The sequence below is a fragment of the Bifidobacterium sp. WK041_4_12 genome, from assembly GCF_041080795.1.
In the GTDB taxonomy this organism is placed as follows: domain Bacteria; phylum Actinomycetota; class Actinomycetes; order Actinomycetales; family Bifidobacteriaceae; genus Bombiscardovia; species Bombiscardovia aquikefiricola.
On the sequence record NZ_CP129674.1, the window covers coordinates 262,755 to 276,168 of the forward strand.

General features: G+C 55.4%; 7 protein-coding genes. 3 read left to right on the plus strand and 4 right to left on the minus strand.

The genetic code is table 11. The features are described from left to right. Positions 1-65 precede the first annotated feature (65 nt). Complete coding sequence (gene rlmB, locus QN215_RS01150; RefSeq protein ID WP_369344317.1) at positions 66-1,040, minus strand: 23S rRNA (guanosine(2251)-2'-O)-methyltransferase RlmB; 975 nt, start codon at positions 1,038-1,040, stop codon at positions 66-68. A gap of 338 nt (positions 1,041-1,378) precedes the next feature. On the opposite strand from rlmB, the gene QN215_RS01155 reads away from it, so the two are divergent. Then, a complete protein-coding gene (locus QN215_RS01155; protein ID WP_369345017.1) occupies positions 1,379-4,273 on the plus strand; it encodes a cation-translocating P-type ATPase in 2,895 nt (964 codons plus the stop codon). Positions 4,274-4,315: 42 nt separating this feature from the next. On the opposite strand, the gene dcd is transcribed toward QN215_RS01155, so the two are convergent. Then, on the minus strand, positions 4,316-4,897 hold the full coding sequence (gene dcd, locus QN215_RS01160; protein ID WP_369344318.1) for a dCTP deaminase: 582 nt from the start codon (positions 4,895-4,897) through the stop codon (positions 4,316-4,318). Positions 4,898-5,089: 192 nt separating this feature from the next. Then, positions 5,090-5,398: a metal-sensitive transcriptional regulator gene (locus QN215_RS01165; RefSeq protein ID WP_369345018.1), complete on the minus strand. Its 309-nt coding sequence runs from the start codon at positions 5,396-5,398 to the stop codon at positions 5,090-5,092. A gap of 266 nt (positions 5,399-5,664) precedes the next feature. Here QN215_RS01165 and QN215_RS01170 point away from each other — a divergent pair, with 266 nt between their 5' ends. Beyond that, positions 5,665-8,568 (plus strand): heavy metal translocating P-type ATPase, encoded by a 2,904-nt coding sequence (locus QN215_RS01170; protein ID WP_369344319.1) that lies wholly within the window; start codon positions 5,665-5,667, stop codon positions 8,566-8,568. A gap of 197 nt (positions 8,569-8,765) precedes the next feature. Here the strand turns inward: QN215_RS01170 and QN215_RS01175 are convergent, their stop codons facing one another. Next, entirely contained in the window at positions 8,766-11,522 is a 2,757-nt protein-coding gene (locus tag QN215_RS01175; RefSeq protein ID WP_369344320.1) for a phosphoenolpyruvate carboxylase, read from the minus strand. Between the two features lie 283 nt (positions 11,523-11,805). On the opposite strand from QN215_RS01175, the gene QN215_RS01180 reads away from it, so the two are divergent. Further along, positions 11,806-13,413, plus strand: a complete 1,608-nt coding sequence (locus QN215_RS01180; protein WP_369344321.1) for a threonine/serine exporter ThrE family protein — start codon at positions 11,806-11,808, stop codon at positions 13,411-13,413. Position 13,414 lies beyond the last annotated feature (1 nt).

Below are 13,414 nucleotides of genomic sequence, written 5' to 3' on the forward strand. Positions count from 1 at the left end.
GAACCCTTCGCCCTGCTTCTAGACTTGTTCCAAACTCACGTAAGGATTACTCGGTCGCCTGACGATTACTCGTTTCGTGCCTTCGCGACCGCATACAAGCTGATTCCTGCGGCAACCGAGGCGTTAAGAGACTCGACCATCGAACTGATCGGGATTCCGGCGATAACATCGCAGGTCTGCCGCACGAGTCTGCTCAGACCTTCACCTTCGGAGCCCAGAACAACGACCAACGGGTCACGTTCGAAGCCAGTCTCGCCAACCACCGACGAGCCACCGCCATCGAGACCGACGGTATAGTATCCGCGCTCTTTCAAGCCTTCGAGTGCTCGGGTCATATTCACGACTCGGGCAACGGGCATATGCGCTGCGGCACCGGCAGAAACCTTCCATGCGGCAGCCGTCACTGAAGCACTTCTGCGCTCTGGAATGATGACGCCTGAAGCTCCGAACGCAGCGGCGGAACGAATCACCGCTCCCAGATTCTGTGGATCGGTTACATTGTCGAGCGCAATGAACAGCGGCTTAGCCTGGATCTTGGATTTTTCCGATGCGCCGTCCATGGCCCGAGACTTCTTTTCGGCATGCTCGACAAGATTCTGCAATGAAGAATATTCATATGGCTGAACCTTCAGCACCACGCCCTGATGGTTGCTGGAATGCGCGATGCGATCCATCTCATAGTGGTCAGCCTCAAGCAGATTCAATCCAGCCAAGCCAGCGAGACGCACGATTTCGCGCGTGCGATCATCATGCTCGAGCCGACTTGCGATATAGAGCTGAGTCGATGGGACACCGACCCGCAGCGCCTCAAGAACCGAGTTACGACCAAAAACCAGATCGTCTGAATCCGAAGTGTAACGAGCCGCGCGACGGCGCGCAGCAAGTCTAGGATCAGAAGCGCTACGGCGCTCGTACGCCTTCTTCGCCTTATATGCCTTGTGATATGTGCGGTCCTCTGCCTTTGGGGTGGGACCTTTTCCGCGCAGTTTGCTGCGATGCTTCCCGCCCGAACCCTTGGTCGGACCTTTCTTAATAGCCATGCTCCCAAACCTACCTGTTGCTCTTGTCATCCAAGCGGAAAACAGATCAATTTTTTCGTTCATACCAAAACATCACGCGTGTAAGGCACCAAACAAGAGGGTATATGGCATAATAAATGAATTACAGCCAGCGCATACGTGCTGGAACACAACCGCGCAGTCTGGGCTATCACGAGAACGCCGATGTGAACATCAACTCGAAAATTCGCATCTTGCCCGATGACTGAATACTCCGCGGCTGATCTAGGAGTTCGAGAATGACTGGACCTACCAGTGAACATATCGACGTATCCGTACCCAATGCAGCAGGCGACCAAGCAATCACAGGCAATCAGACCATGAGCGAGGACAAGGATCCTTCATTGCTTGACGCTCAGAGTGTCTTGTCTGCAATGAACGTCAATGCCTCAGCAGGGTTGAGCACAGACGAGGCACAACGCCGTTTGAAAGAATTCGGGCGTAACGAGCTTGAATCCGCGCCACCCGTGCCGAAGTGGAAGAAATTCCTCGAGCAGTTCAGGGATCCCTTGGTATACCTGCTGTTCGTCGCCACAGGCATATCGGTGATTGCATGGTTCATTGAACGCGCGCAGACGACGCATGGCGGTGAGGGGAGCGAAGCGCTTCCATTCGATGCCATCGTCATCGTGCTGATTCTTCTGCTCAACGCCGTGCTCGGCTATCTGCAGGAAGCCAAGGCAGAGAAAGCCGTGGACGCGCTATCGAAAATGACAGCACCACAGACTTCCGTCCTGCGCGATGGGAGAGTATCCCATATCAGCACTGCCGAACTGGTTCCAGGCGACATCATGGTTCTGGGAGAGGGCGATACCGTATCGGCTGACGGGCGTCTGATCAGTGCCGCCAGTCTGCGCATTGCAGAAGCCTCGCTGACCGGGGAATCGGTGCCTGTGGGCAAGAAGCCGGAGACACTTGAAATCGCGAAGGCTCTTGGTGACCGCACCAACATGGTTTTCAATGGCACAGCCGTAACACAGGGCACCGGCCGGGCAATCATCACCGGAACGGGAATGAACACGCAGGTCGGCAAGATTGCTGACATGCTGTCACAGACCGAGGATGAAACCACGCCACTACAGAAAGAGATGGCGCATGTTTCAAAGATTCTCGGCATCGCCGTGTGCATCATCGCAGTGCTGGTACTGGTGGCGCTCGCAACGATTTCAGGATTCCACAGCACCGAAGATGTGATTGATTCCCTGCTGCTTGCCGTATCGCTGGCCGTGGCAGCCGTTCCCGAGGGTCTTGCTGCAATTCTTACGGTCGTGCTGGCACTTGGCGTGCAGCGCATGGCTCAGCATCATGCCATCGTGAAGAAGCTGAGCTCAGTCGAAACCCTTGGCTCCGCATCAGTCATATGCTCTGACAAAACCGGAACGCTGACACGCAACGAGATGACCGTTGAACGAGTGGTCACACCCAGCGGCGAGGTTGAGCTGACCGGAACGGGCTATGCCCCAATCGGCCAGATGGTAGGGGTGGACGGCTCTGAACTTGATGCCAGCGCACCGCAGCGCCTTGAAACCTTAAGCACCTTGGCGATTGGGGCCATTGCCAACGATGGAGACGTGCGCAAGGCAGACGGCTCCGATGAATGGACGATTGTCGGCGATCCCACCGAAGTCTCCCTCGTGGTTGCCGCACGCAAGGTTCATGCCGATAAACAGCTTGAAAGCATGCGCAGAATTGCAGAGATTCCTTTCACCTCTGAAAGAAAGCGCATGTCCATCATTGCCGAAGACCGTGGCGATGGCAATAAGTTGAGCGTATTTGCCAAGGGCGCCCCGGACGTGCTGCTGCAATACTGCACCAGAATCCGCGTGAATGGTCAGGTTCGCAGACTTACCGAAGGTGATCGCCAGACGATACTCGCCGCAGTTGAACGACTGTCTGGTCAGGCATACAGAACGCTCGGTCAGGCATACCGCCCGCTCGGAACGTCTTCACTCGCCGACGTTCCAGAGGTGCGGACGAATGCCGCAGGCCAGGTGAGCGATATTTCCGAACAGGACGAAACGATTGAACAGGACTTCATCTGGACCGGCATGGTCGGAATCATTGACCCTCCACGCACGGAAGTTCGCGCAGCCGTTGCCGAAGCGCATCGAGCAGGTATCCGAACGGTGATGATCACCGGCGACCACCCGCTCACCGCAGCCCGCATCGCCAGCGACCTTGGCATCATCGAAGCCGGTGGGCAGGCCAAGACCGGAGACGAGATCGATGCGTTACCGGAGAACGACTTCGATGCCACGACGCGTGAAGTTTCCGTATACGCTCGTGTGGCTCCTGAACACAAGCTCAAGATCGTTTCTTCGCTGCAACGTCAGCACAATATCGTTGCGATGACTGGTGACGGTGTGAACGACGCTCCTGCGGTCAAAACGGCTGACATTGGCGTAGCCATGGGCATCACCGGAACCGAAGTCACGAAGGAATCGGCCAAGATGATTCTGGCCGATGACAATTTCTCGACCATCGTTGCTGCGGTGCGAGAGGGACGCGTCATCTTCGACAACATTCGCAAGTTCCTTCGCTACCTGCTCAGTTCCAACGTCGGCGAGGTGCTTACCGTCTTCGGTGGCGTTATCTTCGCCGGATTCCTTGGCATCACTCAGCAAGGGGTGGAAGGGGTGACCGTTCCCTTGCTCGCAACCCAGCTGCTGTGGATCAATCTGCTCACCGATGCAGCACCTGCTTTGGCGATGGGCGTTGACCCGCAGACCGAGGATGTCATGGGCAGAAAGCCTCGCGGCCTCCACGACCGTGTCATTGACCGCAAGATGTGGGGAGACATCATCTTTATCGGCATCGTTATGGCGGTAGTGACCCTGATCGGCATGGACATGCATCTGAGCGGCGGATTGTTCACGGATCGTTCAGCCGAGGCGCTGGGCCATGATGCGCAGATGGTCGAAGCCAGAACGATGGGCTTCACCATTCTGGTGTTCGCGCAGCTCTTCAACGCGATTGCGTCGCGGTCGGCACGACAGTCAGCATTTGTGGGGCTGTTTACCAACACATGGCTCTGGGGTGCCATTGCGCTATCAATCGCCCTGCAACTGCTCGTGATCTACGTGCCATTCCTCAACACGGCCTTTGGAACGACACCATTGAGTCCGTGGGCCTGGTTTGAATGCATCGCGCTCGCAGCCTTGGTACTCGTTGCGTCTGAACTGAGAAAGCTCGTGCTCCGGGCGATGAACCGCTAAAGGGGAGTAGGTACTGCAACCAGCCATCTCATCGGCTTAAGGCTACTTTGAAACGTCAGCCCTATAGAAATTGACGAATGAGCGAGAGGGAGTCGGTCCGCGCTGCCCCTGGTAATGCGAGCCGACCCCTGTCGATCCATATGGGTTCTCAGCAGGGGAAGACAGGCTGAAGAAGCACATCTGCCCAATCTTCATGCCTGGCCACAGCTTGACCGGCAACGTACTCACATTCGAAAGCTCCAGGGTGATGTGTCCCTCAAACCCCGGATCCACAAAACCTGCGGTCGAATGGGTGAGAATGCCAAGCCGTCCGAGGGAACTCTTGCCTTCGAGCCGTGCGGCGATGCTCGCATCCAGCTTGATGTACTCCCATGTCGAGCCCAAGACGAACTCACCGGGATGCAGAATCCACGGATCGCCATTGCGAACTTCAAACTGCTCCGTGAGCTGACCCTGATCTTCCGAAGGATCGACATAGGTGTATTCGTGATTGTTGAACACGCGGAAGAAGCGATCCAAGCGCACATCGACGCTTGCGGGCTGAACCATCTCAGGAGTCCAAGGATCCAACGAAATGCGCTTTTCCTGATAAGCAGCTTTGATGTCACGGTCGCTTAATAGCATGAGTTCTCCTTTTAAGTCCAGTACCCAAGCTTAGCGCCTGCGCGGGAACGTCGCGCGCATCGGTGTCGATTGTGAAGGGTCAGATCAAGGCCGTTGCCTGATGGTGTATACCCAGTGGTTTGCCGTTTGCGCAGTGATTTACACGGTGATGTACACGGTGATTTACCCGCCGACCTGTCAAGTTTGGAAAGATCATGAACGAACGAGGCGTGCAATTGCTGCGCTTGCCTCATGAACCTTCTCGTCAGCTTCCTCACCGCCCTGGCTGATCGCACTCCTGACGCAGTGATCGAGATGGCTATCGAGAAGCTCAACGGCGACGGCTTTGAGAGCCTTGTCTGATGCGGCAATCTGGGTGAGTACGTCGATGCAGTACCTTTCGTCCTCAACCATCCTGGTGATGGCTCGAACCTGCCCCTCGATGCGCTTCATCCGTGCGACGACCTTGGCCTTCTCCTTCACATAGCCAACGCTGGCATGGGCGGTGCCGCCGTGCTCAATGCCGTTACGGTTAGTGTTTTCCACAGTATTGTCGATGCCGTTGCGTGTCTGATCCATGGCGATGCCCCTGACTGTTTGTGGCCCTGCCTGACATGTGCCGCTTGTGCTGCGCGGTTATATGCCAAGAGAACATTTCTGCAATAATTATACCCCTAGGGGGTATAGTTAAGGTCATTATTCGTGCAGCGAATGAAGAAGCACATGCATAGGCGACTGGATTGATGTGAATTCGGTGACTGACCAACGTGGCAGGAGGCGAGGCGTATATGACAACGGCGATAGCGGTGATTATTGCAGCGGTGCTGACGGCTGTGGTGGCGCTGTATTTCTTCGCGCCGAAGAAGGCGCAGGAGGCATCCGACGAGGGAGATGTGCAGCTTGCTCGCATTGAAGTCAAGGGTGGCTATGCCCCTTCACATATAGCAGTGCAGTCTGGGAAGCCTATCAGACTGGTTTTCGATCGCAAGGAAGCCGGTGAATGCTCCTCGCATGTGGTCTTTTCCGACCTGGGCATAGATCAGGCGCTGCCTGCATATGAGACGACGACCTTGGAACTTCCAGCGCTTGCTGCAGGAGAGTACCCATTCGCATGCGGCATGAACATGCTGCATGGCATGCTCGAGGTCCGTGGCGGCGAGAAACCCAGCAATGCCGAGAGTGGTGAAAGCGCCGTTAGCTTCGCTGTGCCGCAGCACGCAGAACATGAGGTCTCGCGTACCATCGGTGGCGAAGTGCCGGACATGCATCAGCGCCGGGCAGCCGACTGGCGTGGAGATCAAGGCGCAGATGACGCAGAAGGTGATAGTGCTAACGAAACAACTCAGTCTGCAGGGCTGAACGATGACAGCCGTGCCCAGGAAATTCATGACCTGTGGATTCGTCTGATCGTTGGCATCATCTTCACTGTGCCTGTGTTCGCTGCCGCAATGCTGCACCCGTTCCTCGGTCATATGATTCCTTCATTCCTGATGAATCCATGGGTTCAGCTTGTTCTGACCTTGCCTGTCATGTTCTATTCCGGCTGGCCTGTGCATCGCACGGGTTGGTTGGCGATGGCGCATCGTTCTGCGGAAATGAACTCCTTGGTTGCCTTGGGAACGGCCACCTCGTTTATCTACAGCGTGGTGGTGACCGTAGCCCCGGCCGTCGTTCCTGCCGGTTCTCGGGAGCCATATTTCGAAGCTGTCGGAACCATCATCACCCTGATGATTCTCGGACAGCTCCTTGAAACCAAAGCGCGCGCAGGAACCGGAGATGCCATCAAGAGGCTTATCAGCCTTCAACCCGCGACGGCTCACATCGTGCACAATCCTGACTCAGAGAATGAACAGATCGAGGAGATTCCAGTCGAGAAGGTTCAGGCAGGTGATGTTATTCTCATACGTCCCGGTGAGAAATTCCCGGTTGATGGTTCGGTTCTTTCAGGTGAGACCAGCGTTGACGAATCCATGATTACCGGCGAATCGATGCCGGTCCACAAATCCAAAGGCGACGACGTTATCGGTGCCACGATGAATGCCCATGGTTCACTTCGGTACAGGGCCACCAAGCTAGGCAAGGATTCAGTGCTGTCGCACATCGTTGGTCTAGTGCGTAGCGCGCAGGCTTCAAAGGCCCCGATTCAACGGCTCGCTGACCGCATAGCGCAGTATTTCGTGCCTGCTGTCATGATTATTGCAATATGGACTTTCGCTATCTGGTGGATCTTCGGACCAGCACCACAGGCGGTGCATGGTCTCGTTGCAGCGGTTTCCGTTCTGGTGATCGCATGCCCTTGTGCTCTCGGCATTGCCACGCCATTGTCGGTTACCATAGGCACCGGCAAAGGCGCTCAGGCAGGTGTGCTGATTCGTTCAGCGGCTGCGTTGGAATCATTGCACGGTCTCAAAGTCCTGGTGCTTGACAAGACCGGAACCATAACCGAAGGAAAGCCCACGGTAACCGATATCCTGCCGAAGGATCTCGATGACCAGACACTTGCCTTGATAGCGTCTGCCGAGCAAAATTCCGAACACCCTCTGGCTCAGGCCATTGTCGAGAGGGCTCAGCAATCCTCCGCATCCTTGCACAAGGCAGAACGCTTCACTGCCGTAGCTGGGCAAGGCATCGTTGCCGAGGTGGGCGACCACAGAGTCGTTGTCGGGAATGCGACGATGTTGAAGCATCAGCACATCCCTGTTGAAGGCACGAATGCCGAGGATTTGCTCAAACAGTCACGGAAGCTGGCCGCAGAGGGGAAGACCCCGGTTGCTGCGGCGATAGACGGGACTCTGGTGGCGGTCATGGCAATCGCCGATGCCGTCAAGGAGGATTCCAAGAGTGCCGTCAGCGAGTTGAAGCAGCGTGGCATCGATATCTACATGATCACCGGCGACGGAAGGAACACTGCCGAATCAATCGCACGGCAGGTTGGCATCGAACATGTCATTGCCGAGGTTCTGCCAGAAGGCAAGGCCGCGAAGATCAAGGAATTGCAGCGCAACAATACGGTTGTTGGCATGGTCGGCGACGGCATTAACGACGCCCCAGCCCTGGCACAGGCGAATATCGGTATCGCAATCGGAACTGGAACAGACATTGCCATCGAATCATCTGACGTCACGCTGATGTCCGGCAAACTGACTGGCGTGGTGACGGCGATTGATCTGTCGCGGGCAACGATGCGCAACATCAGAGAGAACCTGGCGTTCGCCTTTGGCTATAACACGCTCGGCATTCCGATTGGCGCGGGAGTATTGTTCCCATTCACCGGATTGTTGCTGAACCCGATGATAGCGGGTGCGGCGATGGCATTCTCTTCGCTTTCCGTCGTGATCAATGCCAACCGTCTGCGTTCGCCGCATGGGAAGGATCGTGACGTTCATACGGCAACAGAACGCAGATCATCGCTGGACACGAGTGAAGAAACAGCAACCTATATGGCAGATATCCACATGGCAGATGCCCGCATAGCAGATACCCACATGGCAGATAATCGAACACGTAGCAAAGGAGACAGTGCAATGGTAGCAACGGCAGAATCCACGGTACAAGACCCAGTATGCGGAATGAATGTCAATATTCAAGACGCGGCAGCAACGAGAACTGTAGACGGAAAGCAATACGCTTTCTGCAGCGATCATTGCGCGGTCGAATTTGACAACAATCCCGAGCGATACACCAAGGCGTGATAAAAAAGCGTCTACAAGATACACAATTGCCCTCACACTCAACGAGTGTGAGGGCAATTGTTGAGTTTTGCGGCAATTGCAAAGTAGATAACCATATTGTTGGCTTATCCACGACCTGATTTCAACGATTTCAAGCCGAGGTACTTTGCAATTGCCGCAAAACTCGCAATCTCGGTCGCGATGCGACCGATTCCACATCATCCGGTGTTCTGCAGACCCGCAGCAACACCCGAAACGGTGCAGAGAATCAGGTAGATGAAGTCCGCCTGCTGGCTCTTGCTCAACTCTTCCTTGTCGTTGCGGCGGCGAAGCGTGCGGAGCGCACGAACCTGAGTCACCGAAAGTGCATCAACATAAGGCGAGCGAATGCGAATTGCCTGACCAAGCACATGACGATGCTGCAACGGCCATTGATCCCCAACGATGAGCAGCACCCACTTGCGAGTGAGCTCCATCTCATGAAGCACCTTCTTGCTCAAATCATCGCGATCACCCAAGGCGAGATACATCTTGGCAATGCGCTCGTCCGTCTTCGCAATCGACATTTCGATGTTGTCGATGAAAGTGCTGAACAGCGGCCACTCCTCATAAGCCTTGCGCAATGAGCCGAGGTCGTTGAGCTTCTCGCACGCTGTGCCGAGGCCATACCATGCAGCAAGGTTGATTCGCGCCTGAGCCCAGGAGAAAACCCACGGAATCGTTCGCAAATCGTCCAGTGACTTTGCACCCAGACCCCTCTTTGCGGGACGAGAGCCGATGGGGAGCAAGCCAACCTCATTCAATGGCGTCACGATCGAGAACCAAGGAGTGAAGTCCGGCGTGTGCAGCAGGTCGAGGAATCGTTCGTGCGAGGCATCGTTCAATGCGGCAGCCATATCCGCATACTTCTCGGTCATCTCCGTATTGCGCTTTTCGACGCTTGGAGCGGACTGAAGCAGTGTTGCTGCGGCAACGGACTCGATATGGCGAATGGCAAGCACCGGGTTGCCATAGCGAGCAAAGATGACCTCTCCCTGTTCGGTGAGCTTGAAGCGGCAGTTGACAGAACCCACTGGCTGAGCCAGAACTGCACGGTTTGCAGGACCACCGCCACGACCAACGGCACCGCCACGGCCATGGAAGAGCGTCAGATCGATGTCATGCCTCTTTGCCCACTTGGCAATGCGTTCCTGAGCGGAGTGCAAGGCCAGTGTGGCAGAAGTCGGGCCTGCATCCTTGGAAGAATCCGAGTAGCCAAGCATGACTTCCATCTTGTTGCCGGTGGCCTTCAGACGAGCCTGCACCTCGGGGATCTTGATGATTTCTTCAAGGGTGTCAACGCTGTTCTGCAGATCTTCGAGCTGTTCGAACAAAGGAATCACATCGATTGTGGGAACATCGTCAGGATGGGCGAAGGCGAGACGGTTCAGCTCGAACACATCCTTGACATGCTGAGCTGACTTGGTGAAGGAGATGATGTATCGGCGAGCAGCCTTGATGCCATTGCGCTTCTGAATCGAACCGAGCGCACGGAAGGTATCGAGCACCTCGTGAGTCATGGGCTGCAGTTCGCCGCGTTCACCGTGGAGACCATGCTCGCGAATGTCTTCGAGCGCACGGGCATGAACGAGGGAATGCTGACGGAATTCCATCTCGACAAGATGGAACCCAAAGGTCTGCGCCTGCCAGATAAGTTCCTGCAGGGGACCATAGGCATGACGGTTTGCGCCGGCCTGAGCCAACGAACGCTGTACGATCTTCAAATCGGCGATGAAATCCTCACAGCTGTGATACATCAAATCTGCGTCGCGGTTGATGGATTCATGAAGGCGATCGGCGATGACCAGCATCACTGCACGATGCGTTTCATGGCGAGAGATCAGGGCTGCCTTTTCGGTAAGACGCTCACTCATTTCCTTCTGGTGACTCCACAGGTTCAGCAGTTCGGGGCTCGAAGGTGTCGTATCCGTTTCGACAGTAAGATTGCGGCCAACCTTACGCGTGGCATCCTCAAGCTTGGCAATGATGTAATCGGTGAATTTGCGAGCAACGCGACGGCTGATTTTCGCCGTAACGTTTGGATTTCCATCACGATCCGAACCGATCCAGCTTCCGGGATGGAAGAATGCCGGGCACAAGGGCGGAACCGTACCGGCCTTCTTGCCGAGAATCCAGTCATCGAAACGACGATAGACCTTGGGAATCGTGTCGAACAGCGTGTTGTCGACGATGTCGATAATGGTGTCGGCCTCTTCAACGGGTGTCGGCTTCTTCAAGGCAATGGGTGAAGTGCGGAACAATGCGTCGATTTCGTTGCAGAGTCGACGTTCGTTCTCTTCCAGATCAGATCCGCCAAGCATTGGACGTATTTCGAGCAAATCAGCTATGCGACGAATCTTGCCCTCTACCGCCTTACGTCGGGCCTCAGTCGGGTGTGCAGTGAAGACGGGATGGAACTCAAGCTTCTCAAGCAAATCCGTCGCCTTTGCTGGGCCCATTTCATCGATAAGTTGGTGATAGGCACCGGTCATTTCGTTCACAGGGTCGGTCGCCGAATCGATGCTGACCTTCATCTCACGCTGATGCAGTGCTGCAACACGGTAGTTCTCTTCGCACAGGTTGGCGAGATGGAAATATGTGGTGAAGGCGCGGGCAAGAAGCTGGGAATCGTGCATCGGCGTAGCGTCAATCAGCGATACCGACTTGGCAAGCCCATCTTCATCGGGGTGTGGGTCAACGAGAACGTCGCTGAAATGCTCGGCGCTTGCTTCGACTGCGTCTTGTCTGAGGGCATCGAATTTCTCGAGCAGCTCAGGGTTGAATTCACCAAGTACGACGCGTAGAAGACGCAGACATAAGTCCATATCGCGCTTGAGTGTTTTGGGAAGATCACGCTCTTCGGGGCCTCTTGTGCCCGTCCCGGATGTCACTATTGCGGCATCCGCAGCAGTAATCTGTTGATTGTTATCTGTCATCAGACCTCCTATTCCAAACTTTTGGTTGCCTGGTCATTTCGTCCTTCGCAGCTCCTCTGCGATTGTGATGCGAAACGTTGCAGGCCCACAGCCATCCATTTGGTAGTTACGGGGAATATTCTATGCCCTTTTGTTACATTTTCATGACATTCAGCTGAGAATGTGTGCTGTATCACGGCTTTTATGTAGCTATACAGCATGGAACGCCTTGGATTCGGGAAGATGCGCCAGGGCAATGAAATGCACGCCGGGGAGTACAAATAGAAGAGTGAGTTTCGGATCAATGTTTATTAAAGGTCGAGAAAAAGCCAAGAACAGGCGCAGCAAGGAGCGAGAGGCCCAAGACAAGGTCTCCGTCTACCACAGCCATGCGCTGCCATTGGATATGGAAGACATCATCCGAGACTATGACAAGCCCGTCACCGATGCTGGTTTGGCAGCAAAGACAAGCATTATCGTTCGCGTTGGCATGCTCGACCTTGCCGCAGGAACCGGGAGCTTTCGCGTCAGAGAGATGATGCATCGCATAGCGTTTCCGATGGGAGTTCATGTTCGATCCGATGTGAATCTCACCGATATCGAGGCCACCTGCACCGATGGCAAGGAACGCATCACCGAAGTCGTCGATTTACCCACCACAGGCGTGAATACGGAAAGAATATGGCTGCTTGAGCATTTCGCAGACTGGTTCAGCGTGCGCTGCGGACTCACTGGCCTGTATCACCATGAATCCTCCATTTCGACTGAACTGGTCGATTCGCTGGGAACCAAGGAGTCAGAAGGTTCGGCACTGCGCGCGATCAAAAGACACAGAAAGAAGCTTGCTGCCAAGCTTCCCACCGGTGAATACGCGGAACATTTCGAGCACTACCAGCCAGATTCAGTTGAGCACGGCATGAAGTCCATCACGGTGGGAGAGGCCCATGCTCGGCTTGACACGATCGAACATCGCCATCCGCTGTATTCCCCGGAATTCGCAGGGTTAGCGTCTGCCGTAGCCTGCGCATCCTTCGTGTTCCTGCTCGGCGGGGGGCCGATAGACATGCTTGGCGCATTCATCGGCGCGGGGATTGGGCACTACGTTCGCAGACTGCTTCTTGCCAAGCACATCAACCAGTTCTTCGTCACCTTTGTCGTTGTTGCGCTCGCCGCGCTTGCATGCGTGGGAACGCTCAGACTCTTCGGCCTTTTCGACCCGGCAGCATTGGAGCATGATACCGCGTACATCGGTGCAACGCTGTTCGTGATACCCGGCTTTCCACTGGTGACAGGCGGATTGGACATTGCCAAGATTGATTATCCATCGGGCATTCAGCGACTCACCTACGCACTGTCGATCATTCTGATGGCCACGCTGGCCGGTTGGGCAGTTGCTCGAATAGTCATGCTCAACCCGCAAGGCTTTGAACCGTTGGGCTTGAATGACTGGACGAATGGCATGCTCCGCTTCGTCATGGCGTTTGGCGGGGTCTGGGGCTTCTCCGTCATGTTCAATTCTCCGCAGCGCATGGCCTTGACTGCGGCAAGCATTGGTGCGGTCACGGATACCTTGCGTTTGGAGATACAGGATCTGTTCGGCGTGCCACCGGAAGCTGCGGCCTTCGTAGGAGCCTTCATCGCCGGTCTTCTGGCTTCGTTCTGGCGCAGTGCGGTCAGGCGTGGGTGGCTTCCGCCGCATTTGGGATATCCGCGCATATGCCTCACGGTTCCGTCCATCGTGATCATGGTGCCAGGGCTGTATATGTATCGTGCGATGTTCTATCTCGGGCAGTTCAATACGCTTCAAGCCCTTGACTGGGGCTTCAGGGCTTTCATGGTCATTCTGTGTCTGCCGGTTGGTCTCGCCATGGCAAGAGTCATCACCGACCGCTCCTGGAGATACGACAAGTAAG

Bases quoted from the DNA above. Each gene is read 5' to 3' on its own strand.
- rlmB (WP_369344317.1), bottom strand. From the start codon at position 1,040: ATGGCTATTAAGAAAGGTCCGACCAAGGGTTCGGGCGGGAAGCATCGC.
- QN215_RS01155 (WP_369345017.1), top strand. From the start codon at position 1,379: ATGAGCGAGGACAAGGATCCTTCATTGCTTGACGCTCAGAGTGTCTTG.
- dcd (WP_369344318.1), bottom strand. From the start codon at position 4,897: ATGCTATTAAGCGACCGTGACATCAAAGCTGCTTATCAGGAAAAGCGC.
- QN215_RS01170 (WP_369344319.1), top strand. From the start codon at position 5,665: ATGACAACGGCGATAGCGGTGATTATTGCAGCGGTGCTGACGGCTGTG.
- QN215_RS01175 (WP_369344320.1), bottom strand. From the start codon at position 11,522: ATGACAGATAACAATCAACAGATTACTGCTGCGGATGCCGCAATAGTG.
- QN215_RS01180 (WP_369344321.1), top strand. From the start codon at position 11,806: ATGTTTATTAAAGGTCGAGAAAAAGCCAAGAACAGGCGCAGCAAGGAG.